The sequence below is a fragment of the Hoeflea sp. genome (assembly GCF_984452065.1).
Genome location: NZ_CFHWAF010000042.1, coordinates 12,909 through 31,791 on the forward strand (window position 1 = coordinate 12,909; position 18,883 = coordinate 31,791).

18 protein-coding genes and 1 pseudogene are annotated in these 18,883 nt (G+C 62.6%); 16 read left to right on the forward strand and 3 right to left on the reverse strand.

Annotated elements, in window-relative coordinates:
• Positions 1 to 3: 3 nt before the first annotated feature.
• From argJ to AC5E6N_RS10330, 6 genes and pseudogenes are all read left to right on the forward strand, one after another.
• Positions 4 to 1,245 carry a bifunctional glutamate N-acetyltransferase/amino-acid acetyltransferase ArgJ gene (gene argJ / locus AC5E6N_RS10305; RefSeq protein WP_491747749.1) on the forward strand — a complete coding sequence of 414 codons (1,242 nt, stop codon included), beginning with the start codon at positions 4 to 6 and terminating at the stop codon, positions 1,243 to 1,245.
• A 71-nt stretch (positions 1,246 to 1,316) separates the two neighbouring features.
• Entirely contained in the window at positions 1,317 to 2,087 is a 771-nt protein-coding gene (locus AC5E6N_RS10310; protein ID WP_491747737.1) for a GNAT family N-acetyltransferase, read from the forward strand.
• On the forward strand, positions 2,080 to 2,487 hold the full coding sequence (locus AC5E6N_RS10315; RefSeq protein WP_491691348.1) for a (deoxy)nucleoside triphosphate pyrophosphohydrolase: 408 nt from the start codon (positions 2,080 to 2,082) through the stop codon (positions 2,485 to 2,487). Before AC5E6N_RS10310 ends, AC5E6N_RS10315 begins: the two co-directional genes overlap by 8 nt.
• 43 nt (positions 2,488 to 2,530) lie before the next feature.
• Positions 2,531 to 2,860 (forward strand): annotated as a pseudogene (locus AC5E6N_RS10320) (SRPBCC family protein); the annotation flags it as partial.
• A 151-nt stretch (positions 2,861 to 3,011) separates the two neighbouring features.
• Positions 3,012 to 3,326: a hypothetical protein gene (locus tag AC5E6N_RS10325; RefSeq protein ID WP_491691349.1), complete on the forward strand. Its 315-nt coding sequence runs from the start codon at positions 3,012 to 3,014 to the stop codon at positions 3,324 to 3,326.
• Positions 3,327 to 3,516: 190 nt separating this feature from the next.
• Positions 3,517 to 3,690: a Flp family type IVb pilin gene (locus AC5E6N_RS10330; RefSeq protein ID WP_491691350.1), complete on the forward strand. Its 174-nt coding sequence runs from the start codon at positions 3,517 to 3,519 to the stop codon at positions 3,688 to 3,690.
• Between the two features lie 22 nt (positions 3,691 to 3,712).
• Here the strand turns inward: AC5E6N_RS10330 and AC5E6N_RS10335 are convergent, their stop codons facing one another.
• Entirely contained in the window at positions 3,713 to 4,600 is an 888-nt protein-coding gene (locus tag AC5E6N_RS10335; protein WP_491747738.1) for a class I SAM-dependent methyltransferase, read from the reverse strand.
• Positions 4,601 to 4,634: 34 nt separating this feature from the next.
• Between AC5E6N_RS10335 and AC5E6N_RS10340 the strand changes: the two genes are divergently transcribed.
• From AC5E6N_RS10340 to AC5E6N_RS10355, 4 genes are all read left to right on the forward strand, one after another.
• On the forward strand, positions 4,635 to 5,411 hold the full coding sequence (locus tag AC5E6N_RS10340; protein WP_491747739.1) for a ComF family protein: 777 nt from the start codon (positions 4,635 to 4,637) through the stop codon (positions 5,409 to 5,411).
• 61 nt (positions 5,412 to 5,472) lie between these two features.
• Positions 5,473 to 5,736 carry a glutaredoxin 3 gene (grxC, locus tag AC5E6N_RS10345; RefSeq protein ID WP_491691353.1) on the forward strand — a complete coding sequence of 88 codons (264 nt, stop codon included), beginning with the start codon at positions 5,473 to 5,475 and terminating at the stop codon, positions 5,734 to 5,736.
• Between the two features lie 22 nt (positions 5,737 to 5,758).
• Positions 5,759 to 6,625, forward strand: coding sequence for a carbon-nitrogen hydrolase family protein (locus AC5E6N_RS10350; protein WP_491747740.1), 867 nt, complete (start codon positions 5,759 to 5,761; stop codon positions 6,623 to 6,625).
• Positions 6,622 to 7,050: a DUF1178 family protein gene (locus tag AC5E6N_RS10355; RefSeq protein ID WP_491747741.1), complete on the forward strand. Its 429-nt coding sequence runs from the start codon at positions 6,622 to 6,624 to the stop codon at positions 7,048 to 7,050. The genes AC5E6N_RS10350 and AC5E6N_RS10355 overlap by 4 nt, the downstream gene beginning before the upstream one ends.
• A gap of 11 nt (positions 7,051 to 7,061) precedes the next feature.
• On the opposite strand, the gene ubiG is transcribed toward AC5E6N_RS10355, so the two are convergent.
• The gene (ubiG, locus tag AC5E6N_RS10360) at positions 7,062 to 7,808 is read right to left on the reverse strand and encodes a bifunctional 2-polyprenyl-6-hydroxyphenol methylase/3-demethylubiquinol 3-O-methyltransferase UbiG (protein WP_491747742.1); all 747 of its coding nucleotides are present in this window, start codon (positions 7,806 to 7,808) and stop codon (positions 7,062 to 7,064) included.
• A gap of 218 nt (positions 7,809 to 8,026) precedes the next feature.
• Here ubiG and AC5E6N_RS10365 point away from each other — a divergent pair, with 218 nt between their 5' ends.
• The 6 genes from AC5E6N_RS10365 (at position 8,027) to clpB (ending at position 17,594) form a co-directional block, all read left to right on the forward strand.
• Positions 8,027 to 9,280, forward strand: coding sequence for an aspartate kinase (locus AC5E6N_RS10365; RefSeq protein ID WP_491747743.1), 1,254 nt, complete (start codon positions 8,027 to 8,029; stop codon positions 9,278 to 9,280).
• A gap of 56 nt (positions 9,281 to 9,336) precedes the next feature.
• Positions 9,337 to 11,604, forward strand: a complete 2,268-nt coding sequence (ptsP, locus tag AC5E6N_RS10370) for a phosphoenolpyruvate--protein phosphotransferase (protein ID WP_491747744.1) — start codon at positions 9,337 to 9,339, stop codon at positions 11,602 to 11,604.
• Between the two features lie 16 nt (positions 11,605 to 11,620).
• On the forward strand, positions 11,621 to 12,706 hold the full coding sequence (gene prfA, locus AC5E6N_RS10375; protein WP_491747750.1) for a peptide chain release factor 1: 1,086 nt from the start codon (positions 11,621 to 11,623) through the stop codon (positions 12,704 to 12,706).
• 27 nt (positions 12,707 to 12,733) lie between these two features.
• Positions 12,734 to 13,597, forward strand: coding sequence for a peptide chain release factor N(5)-glutamine methyltransferase (gene prmC, locus AC5E6N_RS10380; RefSeq protein WP_491747751.1), 864 nt, complete (start codon positions 12,734 to 12,736; stop codon positions 13,595 to 13,597).
• 515 nt (positions 13,598 to 14,112) lie between these two features.
• On the forward strand, positions 14,113 to 14,742 hold the full coding sequence (locus AC5E6N_RS10385; protein WP_491747745.1) for a DUF4167 domain-containing protein: 630 nt from the start codon (positions 14,113 to 14,115) through the stop codon (positions 14,740 to 14,742).
• A 236-nt stretch (positions 14,743 to 14,978) separates the two neighbouring features.
• Entirely contained in the window at positions 14,979 to 17,594 is a 2,616-nt protein-coding gene (clpB, locus tag AC5E6N_RS10390; RefSeq protein WP_491747746.1) for an ATP-dependent chaperone ClpB, read from the forward strand.
• 55 nt (positions 17,595 to 17,649) lie between these two features.
• Here the strand turns inward: clpB and AC5E6N_RS10395 are convergent.
• The coding region (locus AC5E6N_RS10395; protein WP_491747747.1) for a M23 family metallopeptidase at positions 17,650 to 18,883 on the reverse strand (1,234 nt) is incomplete at its 5' end.

Genomic DNA, 18,883 nt, shown 5'->3' on the forward strand with positions numbered 1-18,883 from the left:
ATAATGACCCATTCCGTTTCTCCATTGGCCCCGGACGTCCTGGCCGAACCGCCGGCGCTTGACGGCGTGCGTGTCGCGACGGCCGCGGCCGGCATCAAGTATGAGGGCCGGACAGACCTGATGGTGATGGTTTTCGATCGGCCGGCGTCCGTCGCCGGGGTGTTCACAAAATCGCTGTGTCCGTCGGCACCCGTCGAATTCTGCCGGAAAAACCTCTCCGGCGAACGGGCCCGCGCGCTGGTGGTCAATTCGGGCAACGCCAATGCCTTTACCGGCAAGAGGGGGGCGGAGGCGGCGCGGATCACCGCAGAGGCGGCCGCGGAAGCGGCCGGATGCACCCCGTCCGAGGTGTTTCTCGCTTCGACCGGCGTCATCGGCGAGCCGATGGATGCGGCGGCGTTCTCGACCACGCTCGCGGGACTGTGCGACAGCGCGGCGCCGGATGGCTGGCTGGACGCGGCGCGTGCGATCATGACCACGGACACCTATCCGAAGGTGGCGACGCGAACCGCGACCGTCAACGGTGTCGATGTCAGGATCAACGGGATCGCGAAGGGCGCCGGGATGATCGCTCCGGATATGGCGACCATGCTGTCCTTCGTGGTGACCGATGCGGATATCTCCTCCGGCGTGCTTCAGGCGCTTTTGTCGGAAGGTGTCGAGGATACGTTCAATGCGATCACCGTGGACAGCGACACATCGACCTCCGACACGGTCATGCTGTTTGCGACCGGGACCGCGCGCAAGGCGGCGGCAGGGCGCATCGGGGATGTCCGGGACGAGGCGCTTTCGGGGTTCAGAACGGCGCTCTTCGATCTTTTGAAGGATCTCGCGCATCAGGTCGTCAGGGACGGCGAAGGCGCGCGCAAGATGGTCGAGATCACCGTGCGCGGCGCGCGCAGCGACGGGGCGGCCAAGATCATTGCGCTTTCGGTGGCCAATTCGCCTCTCGTCAAAACCGCCGTCGCCGGCGAGGATGCGAATTGGGGCCGCATTGTCATGGCGGTCGGCAAAGCCGGACAGGCAGCAGACCGCGACCGGCTCAAAATCTGGTTCGGAGACGTGCGCGTGGCCGTCGATGGCGAACGCGATCCGGACTACAGCGAAGAGGCGGCTGCGGCCGTCATGAAGCAACCGAAGATCGATATTGCCGTCGATGTCGGCGTCGGCAGCGGCGAGGCGACCGTGTGGACGTGTGATCTGACGAAGGACTATGTGGCGATCAACGGCGATTATCGAAGTTGAGGAAAAGATGCGGGCGTCGGGATTTGGCCGGCATTGCCCCGGATCGCTCATCGGCGGGGCGGGGTAGTGCGATGCACGAGCTAGCAAGCGTTCGACGTCTGGAGGCGTTGGGCTTTCGGGCCTGGCCGGCTGCATCCATCCAGTATGACGGCAGTTGGCAGATCCGGCTGACGGCGGGTCACCCGTCCAAACGGCTGAATTCGGTCAATCCTCTCGATCCGTCCGATCACCGCGATGTCGAAAAGCGGGTCGAACGGGCGGCACAGCGTTTCAGGGCTTACGGCCGTCCGCTGGTGTTCCGGCAATCGCCGCTCGCACCGCCTCAGCTCGATGCCTATTTCGACGCCCATGGCTGGCGCCGGTTTGAGGAAACGAGGGTGATGATGGCGCAGATCGACCATCTCGACCTCGACGCCGTCCTCGATCACCTGCCCATTCGCGAGATCGGGCGCTATGTCGACGCATCCATCCGGGTTCACGGCCGCGACAGGGCGCTCAAGCCCGGACTGACGGAAGTGCTGAGTTCGATCCGGCCGGAAGCCGGGTTCTTTGTCATCGAGGAGGCCGGATCGGGGCCGGTGGCGACGGCGCTTTGCGTCCATGACAATGATATGGCCGGCATTTTCGAGCTTGCCACCCGCGACGGCAGCCGGCGCAAGGGGCATGGCCGGGAGGTCGTCACGGCGGCGTTGCGGTGGGCGCGCATGCGCGGGGCAGAAAAGGCCTGGCTCCAGGTCGAGGCCGACAATGTCGCCGCCGTCGGCCTCTATGAGAGCTTCGGGTTTCAGGAAACCTACCGTTACGACTATCGTCAGGCCCCGGAGGACGCGAACGATGAATGAACGGGCGATCATCCTCGTGGCCGCCTGCGCGCTGGTCGACGCCGATGGCCGGGTGCTGATTGCGCAGCGGCCGCCGGGCAAGAGCATGGCCGGTCTCTGGGAGTTTCCGGGGGGCAAGGTGGAAGCCGGAGAAACCCCGGAGGAAACGGTCATTCGCGAGCTCGAGGAGGAGCTCGGCATTACGACGAAGCCCGCGTGCCTGGCGCCATTGACATTCGCGAGCCACGGATACGAGGATTTTCATCTTCTCATGCCGCTTTACGTCTGCCGCCGCTTCTGGGGCACGGCCCGGGCGCAGGAAGGACAGGCCCTCAAATGGGTCCGGCCACGGGACCTCAGGGACTATCCGATGCCGGCCGCCGATGAGCCGTTGATTCCCTATCTCATCGATCTTTTGTAGAAATTACCGGAAATAGGGGGTCGGGCGTCCGGCGCCGGTTGCCAGGGTCTGGCAGGCCTGGACCGTTCCCGAGGAAAAGATGAAGTGGTGGGGCCGCACCGGGAACCTGAAACTGGTGCTTTGCGAAATGGATGTGCGTGTCGGAGGACAATACCGGTATGGCATGACGGCGGCCGGCGACACACAGGTGAGCGAGGCGGCGCACGGCTCCTACCGGGTTGTCGAGAAGGAAAGACGCCTGGTCTATTCGTGGACCTGGGCCGGCGATGATCCGAGCGTCCGCGACACGCTGGTTACCGTTACCTTTGAGAGCATTGACGCGAATGCGACGCGGGTGACCGTGACCCACGAGCGGCAGCCGAAACCGCCTTGAAGCCGGTCGCAAGGTGCGCGCCGGGCACGATCGGCCGTGCCGCGAGGCGTCGCCGTGCCGGCGCGCGCCTGTTTTGGATGGAGCCGTTAATCAATTATTCAGCATAATACCAGATAGTTGGGTCTTGGGGCGTGTGTACAGGGGCTCGGTCATGGGCAACGACGATTTTTGGTCTTCGGTATATTCGGCTTCATCCGAAAACAAACGCCAGGGGCGCTACAGCATTGTCCGGATGGCCTTGCTTTTCGGTTCCGCGGCGGTCGCGCTCGCTCTCATTATTCCGTCGATGATCGACACATCTTCCAATGATTGGGAGCTTTTAAGCAGCAGCCGTGGCCTTGATTACACGACGACGGCGACTGCGCGCCGGTCACGGGAATACACCATACAGCGTTCCGTGCTGCAGCCTTCGGCCAGTTCCGTCTGCATCATCGAGCCCAACGGGCGGCAAACGGGCGATTGCTGAACGGTTGAAACCAATTCGGGTTCTTGGTTAACGAATTGGCTCACGCCCGCGCCGGGAAAATTAATTTGTCGGCTTTGAATTAAAGTCTCCCGCCTGTCTTTTTGTCCGGTCAACCGTGTTTGTTAGGATGTTTGCAAGAGGTGAAGCTTACAGTCTCTGTCAAAAGTTTGCGGGCAGATGAGAGCGAACCATGAATCATTTGAAGCGTTATCTGGAATGTGAGAGTGGGGCCACGGCAATCGAATATGGGCTCATTGCTGTCATCGTGTCGATTTCGATTGTCGCCGCGGCCACTGGAATTGGCGATCAGCTGGTGGTCGTATTTGAGCGTATTGCGACGACCCTCAGAGACGCTGTTACTTGAACGAGCCCTTCCGGCCTCGTGATCAGAGTTTGTGTTCCCGGCTTCCGAGTGCCGCGGCCAGGCTGGCTTTGGCCGAACCCGGCGCGAGCGGCTTCTGCTGGCTCGCATGGGGTTTCCAACCGGACATATACAATATGTCGAATGTCGCCCTGATGCGTCCGTCGGGATCGGCGAACCGCTCGGCGTAAATCTCCGCCGCGCGCAGAAACAGGGCCTTGCGTGCCGGTTTCCTGCTGCGGGCGACAAGCGGGTTCGACATGCCCATGTTCCGCAGATCGTGCATCAGCGCGAACATGTGATCATAACGGACCGTATAGGTTTCGGCATCGACCACGGGAAGCGCGAAGCCCGCCCGCTGCAGGAGCATTCCGCAATCGCGCACATCGGCAAAGGGCATGACGCGCGGGCTCACACCGCCGGTCTGCCCGCTCTCCGCCGCGATCAGCGCCTCGCGCAACTCCGCCAAGGTGCCCGCGCCGGGCATGGCCGCGAGCAACAATCCGTCGGATTTGAGCGCGCGGTTGATCTGCAACAGGATGCCCGGCAAATCGTCGATCAAATGCAGGGACAGCGGAGAGACAACAAGCCCGATCGTGTCATCGGCGACCGGCAGCATCTCCAGGTCCGAAACGATCCCGACGCTATTCTGGCTCTCAAGAATCCGCCCGTCCTGCTCGATACGGACGACATTGTCGGCTTTGGTGCTGTCGATGATCAGTTCCGCCGTTGCGCGCGTGTGCGCATGCAGCGCGAGAGCGAGTTTAAACCTGCGCTCGACGGCGGCGAGGCGTTCGCCGAGCTCGCGTACAACGATATCCAGAAGGAAATCCGCACCCTCGGCCTTGCGCCGCAGTGCCCGCAGCCGGTTTGTGCGAACCAGTTTGGTATCAAACAGCCGACCGGCTTCCATTGCACCTGCCCGTGATCGTTGTATTGTCCGTCATATGGCGTCCAGTTCGTTCAATTCCACAACATTGTCAATCGGCGCATGGCTGCGCGGGTGGACCAGGCGCGCAGGCGAGATTGTCTATCCGCCGATCTGTGCGGGATGCGGAGCATTTTCAGGCAGTCATGGCGGGTTGTGCGGGCAATGCTGGGGCAAAGTGGCCTGGATCGAAAAGCCCGTCTGCGATGTGCTGGGCTCGCCCCTGCCCTTCGATGCCGGGGATGGCGTGCTGAGTGCCGATGCGATCGCCGATCCGCCGCCCTTCGCGAAGGCGCGATCCGCGGTGCTTTATGACGACATCGCCAGGTCGATCGTTCACCGCTTCAAGTACAAGGACCGCACCGATCTTGCCGAGATGATGGCGCGGTGGATGATGCGGGCCGGTGCCGAGATAACTGCCGACGCCGATGTGATCGTGCCGGTTCCGTTGCACCGGGGCCGCCTGCTGTCGCGGCAGTTCAACCAGTCGGCCGAGCTCGCGCGGGCGGTGGCGCGCCAGACGGGCCTGTCCTACCTGCCGGCAACGCTTTTGCGCATTCGTGCCACGCGCAGGCAAGTCGGGCTGGGGGCTTCGGCGCGTGCGGACAATGTCCGGCGGGCGTTTTCGATCCCGCCGAAAAGGCGGCGCGATGTGAACGGAAAGTCCGTTTTGCTGGTGGATGACGTCTACACGACCGGCGCGACCGTGAAATCCGCGGCCCGCGAGCTTACGCGGGCGGGTGCGGACAGGGTTTTTGTCCTTACCTTCGCCAGGGTTGCCCCCGGGTATTTGTAGGCCCTATATGGTCTGACAAGCGAAACATGTCAGCTGTCCGCAGCGCCAACAGGAGACATCTATGGCCGAGGTGACGATCTACACGCGGCAATTCTGCGGATTTTGCACCGCCGCAAAACGATTGCTGGAACAAAAGGGCGTCTCCTACACGGAACACGATGCGACCTTTTCGACGGCGCTGAAGCAGGAAATGGTGCAGCGGGCGCACGGTCGCGCCACGTTCCCGCAGATTTTCATCGGCGATGTCCATGTCGGCGGCTGCGACGAGCTGCACGCGCTTGAGCGCAGCGGGAAACTGGACAATCTGCTGCAAACGGCGGCCTGACGCCGCCGCGAAGGAGTTGACGGTGAACGGGCACATATTTCGGGCGGCGGCGATCCAGATGCGCTCAAGCATGGACCCCGAGCGCAACATCAAGGACCTTCGGGACGCCGTGCGACAGGCCGCCGGTCTCGGCGCCGACTATGTCCAGACCCCCGAAATGACCGGAGCGCTGGTGCGCGACCGGGCCGGCCTTGCCGCGATCCTCAAGGACGAGGCCGACGATCCGGTCGTTGCCGCGGCAAGCGATCTTGCCCGCGAACACCGCATCCACCTCCAGATCGGATCAACCGCCATCGCCGCTGCCAACGGCAAGGCGGCCAATCGCGGCTACCTGTTCGATCCGGCGGGCGCGCTGGTGGCGCGTTACGACAAGATCCACATGTTCGACGTCGATCTGGACAATGGCGAGAGCTGGCGTGAAAGCCAGTCCTACGAGCCCGGAACGAAGGCCGTTCTGGCGCAATTGCCGTTTGCCGTTCTGGGGTTCGGCATCTGCTACGACGTCAGATTTCCAGAGCTGTTCAAGGCGCTTGCCATGTCCGGCGCCGATGTCCTGACCGTTCCGGCGGCCTTTACCCGGCAGACGGGCGAGGCGCACTGGCATACGCTGCTGCGCGCGCGGGCAATAGAAAACGGCGCCTTTGTCGTCGCCGCGGCGCAGGGCGGACCGCATGAGGACGGACGCGAAACCTACGGGCATTCACTTATTGTTGATCCTTGGGGCGGTATCATCGCCGAGGCCGATCACGATGAGCCGGCGGTCATTACCGCCGATATCGACCGGTCTTTAAGCCGGGCGGCACGCGGCAAGGTGCCGAACCTGAAGAACCACCGCGCTTTTGAGCTGGCCTTGACCGAGGCCGCCGGCAAAGCCGAGATTGATGCATGATCAAGTTTGACCTCATCTGCGACGAACAGCACAGGTTCGAGGCCTGGTTCTCAAGCAATTCGGATTTTGAGAAGCAGCGCGACGGCAAGCTGGTGGAGTGTCCGCATTGCGGTTCGGTCAATGTGGACAAGGCGCTGATGGCGCCTTCGGTCTCGACCGCCCGCAGCAAGGAAGCCTCCGTTCAACTGGCGATGAGCACCACGCAGAAAGCCGCGATGGAGCAATTGCGTCAGGCGGTGAAGACAATTCGCGACAATTCCGAGGATGTGGGCGAGCGTTTTCCGGAAGAGGCGCGCAAGATTCACTATGGCGAGAGCGAGGAGCGCGGCATTATCGGCCAGGCCAAGCCCGATGAGGTCAAGTCGCTGCTCGAAGAGGGTGTCGGCGTCGCGCCCTTGCCGGATCTGCCGGAAGACAAGAACTGACGGGTGCGGCGCTATTTTTGCCGCGCGGCCAGCATCATGTAATTGACGTCCATGTCGCGTGACAGGTTCCAGTTGTCCGACAACGGGCTGTAGAACACGCCCGTGCGATCGATGATCCGCATGCCGGAGCGGCCGACGGGCGTTTCGATTTCCTCGGGACGCACCAGCTTTTCATACTGGTGCGTACCGCGCGGCAGCCCGCGCAGGACATATTCCGCACCGACAATGGCGAGCGCCAGGGCCTTGAATGTCCGGTTGATCGTCGCGACGAACATCAGCCCGCCGGGGCGGACCATGCCGGCGCAGGCGGTCAGGAACAAATCCACATCGGCCACGTGTTCGACCACTTCCATGTTGAGCACGATATCGAACGTCTCGCCGTCAGCGGCCAGCGCCTCGGCGGTGACGGGCCGGTAGTCCACGTCCACACCGCTCTGGGCCGCGTGAATCCTGGCAATCTCGATATTGGTCTCCGACGCATCGGCGCCGAGAACCTCGGCGCCCATGCGTGCCATCGGCTCGCTCAAAAGGCCGCCGCCGCAGCCGATATCGAGCACGCGCAGGCCGGCAAGCGGCCGCGGTGATTTGGGATCGCGCCCGAACTGTGCACAGGCCCGGTCCCTGATATATTCCAGGCGCACCGGATTGAATTTGTGGAGCGGGCGGAACTTGCCGGTCGGATCCCACCATTCTGACGCCATGGCCGAAAACCTGTCGATTTCCGCTTGGTCTATTGTTGTTCCTTCGGTGCTGCTCATGGCCGGTCTCCTGCGGTCCGGACCCATCAAGTCGGCCGAACGGTGTGGAAAGTCAAGAGCGGCATTTGCGCCCATACGAGCCGGGCCGCAACTTGCAGGCGGCCGGGTTTTTGTTTATGAGATCGGCGCTGCCGCTCGCGTTCGACGAGCGGTTTGGTTTATGCGCACCCCGCATCGCGAAATGCTCTAACCTTGCTCCTGGGAGTCCGGTCTGACCGATGGCCCGCATTGTCATGAAATTCGGCGGCACGTCCGTGGCCGATCTCGAGCGCATTCGCAACGTCGCGCGGCATGTCAGGCGGGAGGTCGATGCGGGGCACGAGGTTGCCGTCGTCGTGTCGGCGATGGCCGGCAAGACCAACGAGCTTGTGGAATGGACGCGTGAGGCGTCGGCGCTTCATGATGCGCGCGAATACGACGCCGTGGTCGCTTCCGGTGAACAGGTCACATCCGGCCTTCTGGCCATCACGCTTCAGTCCATGGGCGTCAATGCGCGTTCATGGCAGGGATGGCAGCTTCCGATCAGGACCAACAATGCCCATGGCGCCGCCCGGATCCTCGACATTGACGGGACGGAGCTGATCCGCCGCTTCGGCGAAGGCCAGGTGGCGGTGGTCGCCGGCTTCCAGGGCATCGGCCCGGACAACCGCATCGCCACGCTGGGGCGCGGCGGTTCCGATACGAGCGCCGTGGCCATCGCCGCCGGGGTGAAAGCGGACCGGTGCGACATATATACGGATGTGGACGGCGTTTACACGACCGACCCGCGGATCGAGCCTGCCGCGCGGCGGCTGAGAACCATCGCGTTCGAGGAAATGCTCGAGATGGCGTCCCTCGGCGCCAAGGTCCTTCAGGTCCGCTCCGTTGAACTGGCGATGGTCCACAAGGTCCGCACCTTCGTGCGCTCCAGCTTTACCGAGCCGGATGCGCCCGGAATGGATGACTTCGACAACCCGCCCGGCACGTTGATTTGTGATGAGGATGAGATCGTGGAACAGGAAGTCGTAACCGGCATTGCCTATACCAAGGATGAGGCGCAGATTTCGCTGCGGCGCGTCGCGGATCGGCCCGGCGTGTCGGCAGCGATTTTCGGACCGCTGGCGGAGGCCAATATCAATGTGGACATGATCGTCCAGAACATCTCCGAGGACGGCACGGCGACCGACATGACCTTCACGATCCCGACGGGCGATATGGAGAAAGCCGTCGGCGTCTTGGAAAAGGCGCGTGAGGCGATCGGCTTCGATGCGGTCCAGAGCGAGCAGGGACTGGTCAAGGTTTCGGTGATCGGCATCGGCATGCGCAGCCATGCGGGCGTCGCGGCCACGGCGTTCAAGGCGCTTGCCGAAAAGGGCATCAACATCAAGGCCATCACAACGTCGGAGATCAAGATATCGATCCTGATCGACGGCGCCTATGCGGAGCTTGCCGTGCGCACTTTGCATTCGGTCTACGGCCTCGATAAAACTTAACGATCCGCGATACCCGCTCCGCGGGCCGTGAAATGAAAACGGAGAGCGAAAGCGCGATGAGAGACCCATCGGCCGGTCCCCGCGTCATGCTGAGACGGCTGCGCGAGCTGATGGCGGAGCCGCTCGAGCCGCAGGAGCGGCTCGACCGGATCGTGCGCCAGATCGCCCAGAACATGGTCGCCGAAGTCTGCTCCTTCTACGTGCTGAGGGCAGACGGCGTGCTGGAGCTCTACGCCACCGAGGGCCTCAATCCCGGAGCGGTGCACCTTGCACAGCTCAAGATGGGGCAGGGTCTTGTCGGCACCATCGCCGCCGGCGCCCGGCCGCTCAGCCTGTCGGACGCCCAGTCGCACCCCGCCTTTACCTATCTGCCGGAAACCGGGGAAGAGATTTTCCACTCGTTCCTCGGCGCTCCCATCCTTCGTGCCGGCCGGACGCTCGGGGTTCTGGTCATCCAGAACAAGGCGATGCGCAATTATCGCGAGGATGAGCTCGAAGCGCTCGAAACCACGGCGATGGTTCTGGCCGAAATGATCGCGACCGGGGACCTGAAGAAGGTGACCCGTCCCGGCATCGAGCTGGATCTGAGCCGCCCGGTCACCATTGAGGGGGACGCCTATTCGGATGGTATCGGCCTTGGTTACGCGGTGCTGCACGAGCCGCGCATCGTGGTCACCGAACTGCTGAACGAGGACATCGACAGCGAGCTTGCGCGGCTCGAGGATTCGCTGGATTCGCTGCGTATATCGATCGACGACATGCTGTCGCGTCGCGACGTGCCGATGGAAGGCGAGCACCGGGCGGTGCTTGAGGCCTATCGCATGTTCGCCCATGACCGGGGCTGGGTGCGCAAGCTGGAGGAGGCCATCCGCAACGGTCTGACCGCGGAAGCCGCGGTGGAGAAGGTCCAGAGCGACATGCGCGCGCGCATGATCCACATGACCGATCCCTATCTGCGCGAGCGCCTGCACGATTTCGATGATCTCGCCAACCGGCTTTTGCGGCAGCTCACGGGCTTCAACGTCAAGGCGCATGAGGACGAGTTTCCCGATGCCGCGGTGGTCGTGGCGCGCGCCATGGGAGCGGCGGAACTGCTGGATTATCCCCGCTCCAAGGTCCGCGGGCTTATTCTCGAGGAAGGCTCCGTCACAAGCCATGTGGTCATCGTGGCGCGGGCGATGGGCATTCCCGTCGTCGGTCAGGCCTCGGGCGTTGCTTCGATGACGGAAAACGGCGATTCGATCATCGTCGACGGCGATGACGGCAAGGTGCATCTGCGTCCCATGGCGGACCTGGAAAGCGCCTATGCGGAGAAGGTGCGCTTCAGCGCGCGGCGTCAGGAGCAGTACCGTGCCCTGCGCTCGGTTGATCCGCTAACCCGGGACGAGGTGCCGATCACGCTGCAGATGAATGCCGGCCTGCTGGTCGATCTGCCGCAGCTCGAGGAATCGGGTGCGGACGGCGTCGGCCTGTTCCGTACCGAACTGCAGTTCATGATCGCCTCGACCATGCCCAAGGTGGAGGAACAGGAGCAGTTCTATCGCAGTGCCCTCAAGCAGGCGAAGGGCAAGCCCATCACATTCCGCGCGCTTGATATCGGCGGCGACAAGGTGATCCCCTATTTCAGGGCCGCACATGAAGAGAATCCGGCGCTCGGCTGGCGCGCCATGCGTCTGGCGCTGGACCGCCCCGGCATCCTGCGGATGCAGTTGCGGGCGCTGCTTCGCGCCACCGCCGGCGGGGAACTCAAGCTGATGTTCCCGATGGTGACCGAGATCAGCGAGTTCCGGGCGGCCCGCGCGCTCGTCAACAAGGAGGTCAATCACCTGTCCCGGTTCGGATACGATCTGCCGCGCAAACTGGAACTCGGCGCGATGCTCGAGGTTCCGAGCCTGATGTGGCAGCTCGATGAGCTGATGGCGGAAGCCGATTTTGTTTCGGTCGGCTCGAACGATCTTTTCCAGTTCACCATGGCCAGCGATCGCGGCAATGCACGTGTCAGCAACCGTTTCGATCCGCTGGGGCGGACATTCCTTCGCATCCTGCGCCAGATTGTGCTTGCTTCCGAGGTTTCCGGGACGCCTCTGACCCTGTGCGGCGAACTCGCCGGCCGGCCGCTTTCCGCCATGGCCCTCATCGGCATCGGGTTCCGGTCCATATCCATGTCGCCAGCCGGTATCGGCCCGGTCAAGTCCATGTTGCTTGCGCTGGAAGCTGACAAGCTGTCGCAAATGCTGCTGCCGGCACTTGAAGACGACGATCCGGAGTTTACGGTGCGTGAACTCCTGACCGACTTTGCCGACTCAAACGGCATTCCGCTTTAACCGCCGAGATCTGATGATGGCAAAACTACCGCTTGAGAAGATGCGCGAGCTGGAAAACCGCTTTGAGGAAATCGAAGCGCGCATGGCTCAGGGCCCCGAAGCCGATGTCTATGTGAAGCTTGCATCGGAATATTCGGAGCTGGAGCCCGTTGTCGCGACGATCCGCAACCACGCCAAAACCATCGCCGAGATCGACGATCTGAAATCCATGCTTTCGGATGCGGATACCGATGACGAGATGCGCAGTCTGGCGGAGCTCGAACTGCCTGAACTTGAGGAACGTATCGGCCGGCTGGAGCAGGACATGCGGATCATGCTGCTGCCCAAGGATGCGGCGGATGACAAAAGCGCGATCTTGGAAATCCGTGCCGGCACCGGCGGTTCCGAGGCCGCGCTTTTTGCCGGCGACCTGTTCCGCATGTATGAGCGCTACGCCGCCTCCCATGGCTGGAAAGTCGAGGTGATGAGCGCCAGCGAGGGGGAAGTCGGAGGCTACAAGGAAATCGTCGCGTCGATCACCGGGCGCGGCGTGTTCGCGCGGCTGAAGTTCGAATCCGGCGTGCACCGGGTTCAGCGTGTGCCTGAAACCGAATCGGGCGGCCGCATCCACACATCCGCCGCCACCGTTGCCGTGCTTCCGGAAGCTGAAGATATCGATGTCGAAATTCGCAATGAAGACATACGCATCGATACGATGCGCGCGTCAGGCGCCGGCGGACAGCACGTCAACACGACCGATTCCGCCGTGCGCATAACACATGTGCCGACCGGTATCGTCGTGACGCAGGCGGAAAAATCGCAGCACCAGAACCGGGCGCGCGCCATGCAGATTCTCAGGGCAAGGCTTTTCGATCTGGAGCGCCAGCGCGCCGAGAGCGAGCGTTCGGCGGAAAGAAAGAGCCAGGTCGGCTCCGGAGACCGGTCCGAGCGGATCCGGACCTATAATTTCCCCCAGGGGCGGGTGAGCGATCACCGCATCAACCTTACGCTCTACAAGCTTGACCGCATGATGATGGGCGAGATCGACGAGGTGGTCGACGCGCTGATTGCCGACCATCAGACTGATCTGCTTGCTTCCCTTGGCGAGACTTCCGGTGCATGAGCCGGACGGGTGTCCGCCTTGGATGAGATGACCCGAAGCGCATTGATCAAGGAACTGTCGGCGCGCTTTGAGCGGGCGCATCTGCCGCAGCCGCGGGACGATGCCCGGGCGCTGGTGTGCGGATTGCTCGATCTCGAACTGACGGATCTGGTTCTTGAGGGCGAACAGATCGTGTCCGGGCGCGATGTGGCGCGCCTCTTCGATGCGGCGCTGCGCCGATGCGCGCATGAGCCGGTTCACCGTATCCTCGGCCGGCGCGGCTTTTACGGCCGCGAATTTGTGCTTTCGGCCGAAACGCTGGAGCCGCGTCCGGATACGGAAACGCTGGTCTCGGCCGTGCTTCCGCTTGCCCGTTCCGCCATCGCCGGCGGCGGCCGCTGCCGCATTGTCGACCTTGGAACCGGAAGCGGTGTCATCGCCCTGACCCTGCTTTGCGAATTGCCTGGGACGGATGCGACCGGAACCGACATTTCGCGGGATGCCCTGGCAACGGCGCGCCGCAATGCCGAGCGCCTCGGGGTCGCGGAGCGGTTCAGCACTGCCTGCGGCGACTGGTTCGATGCGCTCGAAGGCGAATTCGATCTTGTTGTGTCCAACCCGCCCTATATCCGACGCGATGCCGTCGCAACGCTTGATCCGGATGTGCGCGGCTTTGATCCCGTCGCCGCGCTCGATGGCGGGCCGGACGGGCTGGATGCCTATCGCTCGATTGCTGCGGGAGCGGGGTCTCACCTGACCGCCGGTGGCTGTATCGCCGTCGAAACCGGATATGATCAGCAGGCGGCCGTCGAGGCGATTTTTCAAGATTGCGGTTTTGGATGCCTCGAGCGTGTTCGGGATTTCGGCGGCAACGACCGGGTCCTGATATTTGGCCGGGAACGCGGCCAATGACCGGGCCCCGTGCACACAGCGGAAAACGTGCTTGTCGTGAGCTGCCATCCGCTTGAGGGCAGCCTTTGCCGCATGCTTTGCGATCGGGTGATCGAACGGATTGGCGCATCGCAACACAAAATTAACCATCTCGACCTTTATCGGGCCGGTTCGATCCGCTCACCGGTCGTGAAAAGCGATAAATCAACGTGATCGCAGCAGGCTGGCCTTGCGGTCTAAGTAAATCGAATTAGATAAAGAAAAGGCTTGGAATCGACGGCAAACCACGCTAATTTCGCCTCAGTGCTGGACATATGGTCATCACCATAGATTCGATCCTCAAGGATTGGTTCGCGTTTCGCTTCGGTGACACTGATCGACCATCAGCAACAGAATCTGCCCTTGTATGAATGTGAAGCGGAAAGAGCGCAAGCGCACATCCTTATGCGGCCTGCAGCATGACAGCCGAATAGTGATTTCAACAGCCGGTGCAGAACGAGCAATCCGATAACAGGACAATTTCAGGTGAGTGACGTATGAGGTCAGGACAGCAGAACAAACGCGGTCGCGGGCGTAACAATAATCAACGAAAAAGCGGCAATCCGCTTTCGCGTACCTACGACAGCACCGGTCCTGACGTAAAGATTCGCGGCACGGCTCAGCACATTGCCGATAAATATGCGGCGATGGCGCGCGATGCGCTTGGCGCGGGCGACACGGTGATGGCTGAAAACTACCTGCAGCACGCCGAACACTATAACCGCATCATCGCCGCCGCGCAGGCGCAGATACAGGAGCGCTATCAGCGCGACGACCGCGACAATGCCGAGCGTGAGCAGGCCCAGCCCGAAAGCGCCAACACACCTGCCGAGTCCGGCGAGCGGGAGACGGTCGAGGCCGCGGTTGACGGTTCAGGACCGCAGCCGGTGATTTCCGGAACGCCCGCAGAGGTGGCGATCGGCGAGGAATCCATGCAGCCTTCACGACGCACGTCGACACGCCGGCGTGCGACCGCCCGTCCAAGACGCCCCCGCAACGCGGAAAACGGCGCCGGCGGTGAGGAGATAAACGGGAGCGGAGGTGCAACTGAGGGCAGCGCGACTGCCGCGTCATCCGAAGCTCCGGAAACCACACCGGAAGTGGCGGCTGTGGCACGCGACGCCTGACGGCGACTTTTATCCTGATTTCAAACGCCCGGCTTGCCGGGTGTTTTGCGTTTCGGGGTGCAAACGCTGCGACAACTTGGCTCTACTAGACATCCGTCAAATTGAAATCCGGGGTTGAATGAACCGTGTTACAATTCCCATATTATCAATAGCCATGGCCCGCCGGAATCGGGGGTCAATCCGGATCCATCGTTCCGCGCCGCAAGCCGGGCGGGACATGACAAGGAGACAATTGCATGAATATGGAAAAATACAGTGAGAGGGTGCGCGGTTTTCTGCAGTCGGCGCAAACCTATGCGCTGGCCGAGGGGCATCAGCAGTTCACGCCCGAGCACATTCTGAAAGTTCTGCTCGACGACCCGGAAGGGATGGCCGCATCGCTCATCGAACGCGCCGGCGGGCGCGCGGATGACGCGCGGATCGCCGTCGATGCCGCACTTGCCAAACTGCCCAAAGTGTCGGGCGGCAACGCACAGATCTATCTTGCCCAGCCGCTGGCCAAAGTGTTCGCGACAGCCGAGGAAGCGGCGAAGAAGGCGGGCGACAGTTTCGTGACCGTCGAGCGGCTTTTGCTGGCGCTGACGATCGAAAAGTCCGCGTCAACGGCCGAGATTCTTGAAAAGGCTGGCGTGACGGCCCAGGGCCTCAACCAGGCGATCAATGAGATCCGCAAAGGCAGGACCGCTGATTCCGCCAGTGCGGAAGAGGGCTATGACGCCCTGAAGAAATATGCCCGCGATCTGACCGAGGAAGCGCGCGAGGGCAAACTCGACCCGGTGATCGGGCGTGACGATGAGATTCGCCGTACGATCCAGGTCCTTTCCCGTCGGACCAAGAACAATCCGGTGCTGATCGGTGAGCCCGGAGTGGGTAAAACCGCCATCGCCGAGGGGCTCGCCCTGCGGATCGTCAATGGCGATGTTCCCGAATCGCTCAAGGACAAGCAATTGCTCGCCCTCGATATGGGCGCGCTGATCGCCGGTGCGAAATATCGCGGCGAGTTCGAGGAGCGGCTGAAATCAGTCCTCTCGGAAGTGCAGGCCGCCGCCGGAAATATCATCCTTTTCATCGACGAGATGCACACGCTTGTCGGGGCCGGAAAAGCCGACGGGGCAATGGACGCCTCAAACCTTTTGAAACCGGCGCTTGCGCGCGGCGAACTGCATTGTGTCGGGGCGACCACGCTGGATGAATACCGCAAGCATGTGGAGAAGGATGCGGCTCTTGCCCGCCGCTTCCAGCCGGTCTTTGTCGAGGAGCCGACGGTTGAGGATACGATCTCGATCCTGCGCGGCATCAAGGAAAAATACGAGCAGCATCACAAGGTGCGGATCTCCGATTCGGCCCTCGTTTCGGCGGCGACGCTTTCCAACCGTTACATCACCGACCGCTTCCTGCCGGACAAGGCCATCGACCTTGTCGACGAGTCCGCGTCCCGGCTGCGCATGCAGGTGGATTCCAAACCGGAAGAACTCGACGAGCTGGACCGGCGCATCATCCAGTTGAAAATCGAGCGCGAAGCGCTGCTGAAAGAGACCGACAACGCATCGAAGGACCGGCTTGAAAAGCTCGAAATCGACCTGGCGGCGCTTGAGGAGAAGGCGGACTCCCTGACCGCCATATGGCAGTCGGAGAAGCAGAAGCTGGGCCTTGCCGCCGAGTTGAAGAAGCAACTGGACGACGCCCGCAATGCGCTCGCCATCGCGCAGCGCAATGGCGAGTTCCAGCGCGCCGGTGAGCTTGCCTATGGCGAGATACCGGAGCTTGAGCGCAAGCTCGAGGAAGCCGAGACCGAAGGCGAAGGCAAATCGGCCATGGTCGAAGAGACCGTGACGCCGGACCATATCGCCCATGTGGTTTCGCGCTGGACCGGGATTCCGGTTGACAAGATGCTGGAGGGCGAGCGCGACAAGCTCTTGCGCATGGAAGACGAACTGTCCAGGCGGGTCGTCGGCCAGGGCGAGGCCGTCCAGGCCGTTTCCAAGGCCGTGCGCAGGGCGCGGGCCGGACTTCAGGACCCGAACAGGCCGATCGGCTCGTTCATATTCCTCGGGCCGACGGGCGTCGGCAAGACCGAGCTGACGAAGGCCCTGGCGAACTTCCTGTTCGACGACGAGACGGCCATGGTCCGCATGGACATGTCGGAATTCATGGAGAAGCATTCGGTCGCCCGCCTGATCGGAGCGCCTCCCGGCTATGTCGGATATGAGGAGGGCGGGGCGCTCACCGAGTCCGTGCGCCGCCGGCCCTATCAGGTCGTGCTGTTCGACGAGATCGAAAAGGCGCATCCGGATGTCTTCAATGTCCTGCTGCAGGTGCTCGATGACGGCCGCCTGACCGACGGCCAGGGCCGCACGGTCGACTTCCGCAACACGCTCATCATCATGACCTCGAACCTGGGCGCGGAATATCTGACAAACCTTGCCGAGGGGCAGGATGTGGATGCGGTCCGCGATCAGGTGATGGAGGTGGTCAAGGCATCGTTCCGGCCCGAGTTCCTGAACCGTGTGGACGAGACCATCCTGTTCCACAGGCTGCGCCGTGAAGATATGGGCGCCATCGTCGATATCCAGATGGCCCGGCTTTCGGATCTGGTTTCGGAACGCAAGATCACCATCGATCTGGGCGAGGACGCCCGCGACTGGCTGGCCGACAAGGGATACGATCCTGCCTATGGCGCACGGCCGCTCAAGCGGGTGATCCAGAAATTCGTTCAGGATCCGCTGGCGGAGAAAGTCCTCGGCGGAGAAATCGCCGACGGTCAGAACGTGAAGATATCGGCCGGCTCCGACAGGCTGGTGATTGCCGCGTCGGTCAAGGCGAAAGGCGGGAAAAAAGCCGAAGCGGCCTGAAACCGCGGCGCATGGACAAAACGGCCCGGTCAAGCCGGGCCGTTTCATCTGGCAATCAGTTCAATGCCGCAAGCTGTGACGGGTCGCCGTCGCGGCCGATCAGCCGGTCGATGCGCGCGCGTTCGGCCTGGAATGTCGCCAGTGCCTCACCGCTCAGCGACTTGCCGTCCGGAAGCCGCACCCTCATCGGATCGACCTTGCGGCCGTTGACGATCAGTTCGTAGTGCAGGTGCGGTCCGGTCGAAAGGCCGGTGGAGCCGACATAACCGATCACCTGGCCCTGCTTGACCCGTGCGCCCGGCACAACGCCCTTGGCGATCTTCGTCTGGTGCGAATAGGAGCTGACATAGCCGTTGGGGTGGCGGATCAGTGTCTGCTTGCCGTAACCGCCCTTGTTCCAGCCGGCCTTTTCAACAACACCGTTTCCGGCCGCGATGATGGGTGTGCCGCGCGGGGCGCTCCAGTCGACGCCCCAATGCATGCGCTTGTAGCCCAGGATCGGATGGCGGCGCATGCCGAAGCCGGAACGGAAGCGGCCGTTCGGCAGCGGATTTCGGATCAGGAACTGACGGGCGCTGCGGCCCTCGGAATCGTAATAGTCGATCGAGCCGTCCTCGGGATTGCGGAAGCGGTAAAGCGCGACGGCGTTGTTGCCGAAGGTCGCTGCCAGATAGAGAAGCTCGGAGTTCTCGGTTGCCTCCTTGCTTTCCTCGTCGACGGAGAACATCGCCTCCATGGTGTCGGTCGGCTTGAGGCGGGCCTGATAGTCAACATTGCTGGCCATCAGGCGGATGATCTTATCGGCCATCCCGGAGTCCATGCCATAGGACAGCGCGGCCTTGTAGATGCCGTCATAGACCCGTGGAAGATCGCGGCCGGACAGAACCGGCACGGGCGTCTCGTCGAACGCCGTCGATACAGCCGGCGATTTCGGCGGCTCCGCGGCGGTGACGAGTATCTCGAAATCGTTGACCGCGACCGAGGCGACGTGGTCGCCGCCGCGATAGACCGAGGCGCGGACGATGCGTGTATCGCGGTCGCGCTGCTCGAGGCCGATGCGGAAAACATCGCCTTCCCGCAGGTCCGCGGTTCCGGTCTCGCCGCTGAGGACCTCAGAGACGTATTTTGCCTCGCCCTCGGCATAGCCTGCCGTGGTCAGCGCTTCCAGCATCGTCTTTGCTTCGCGGATGGCAATCACGTCGTCGATGAACTCGACCGTCTTGTCGCCCTGGGACAGGGCAGGTGCGACGGAAACGTTCTCGGCGACGACGCGGGCGTTGAGGTTGGTG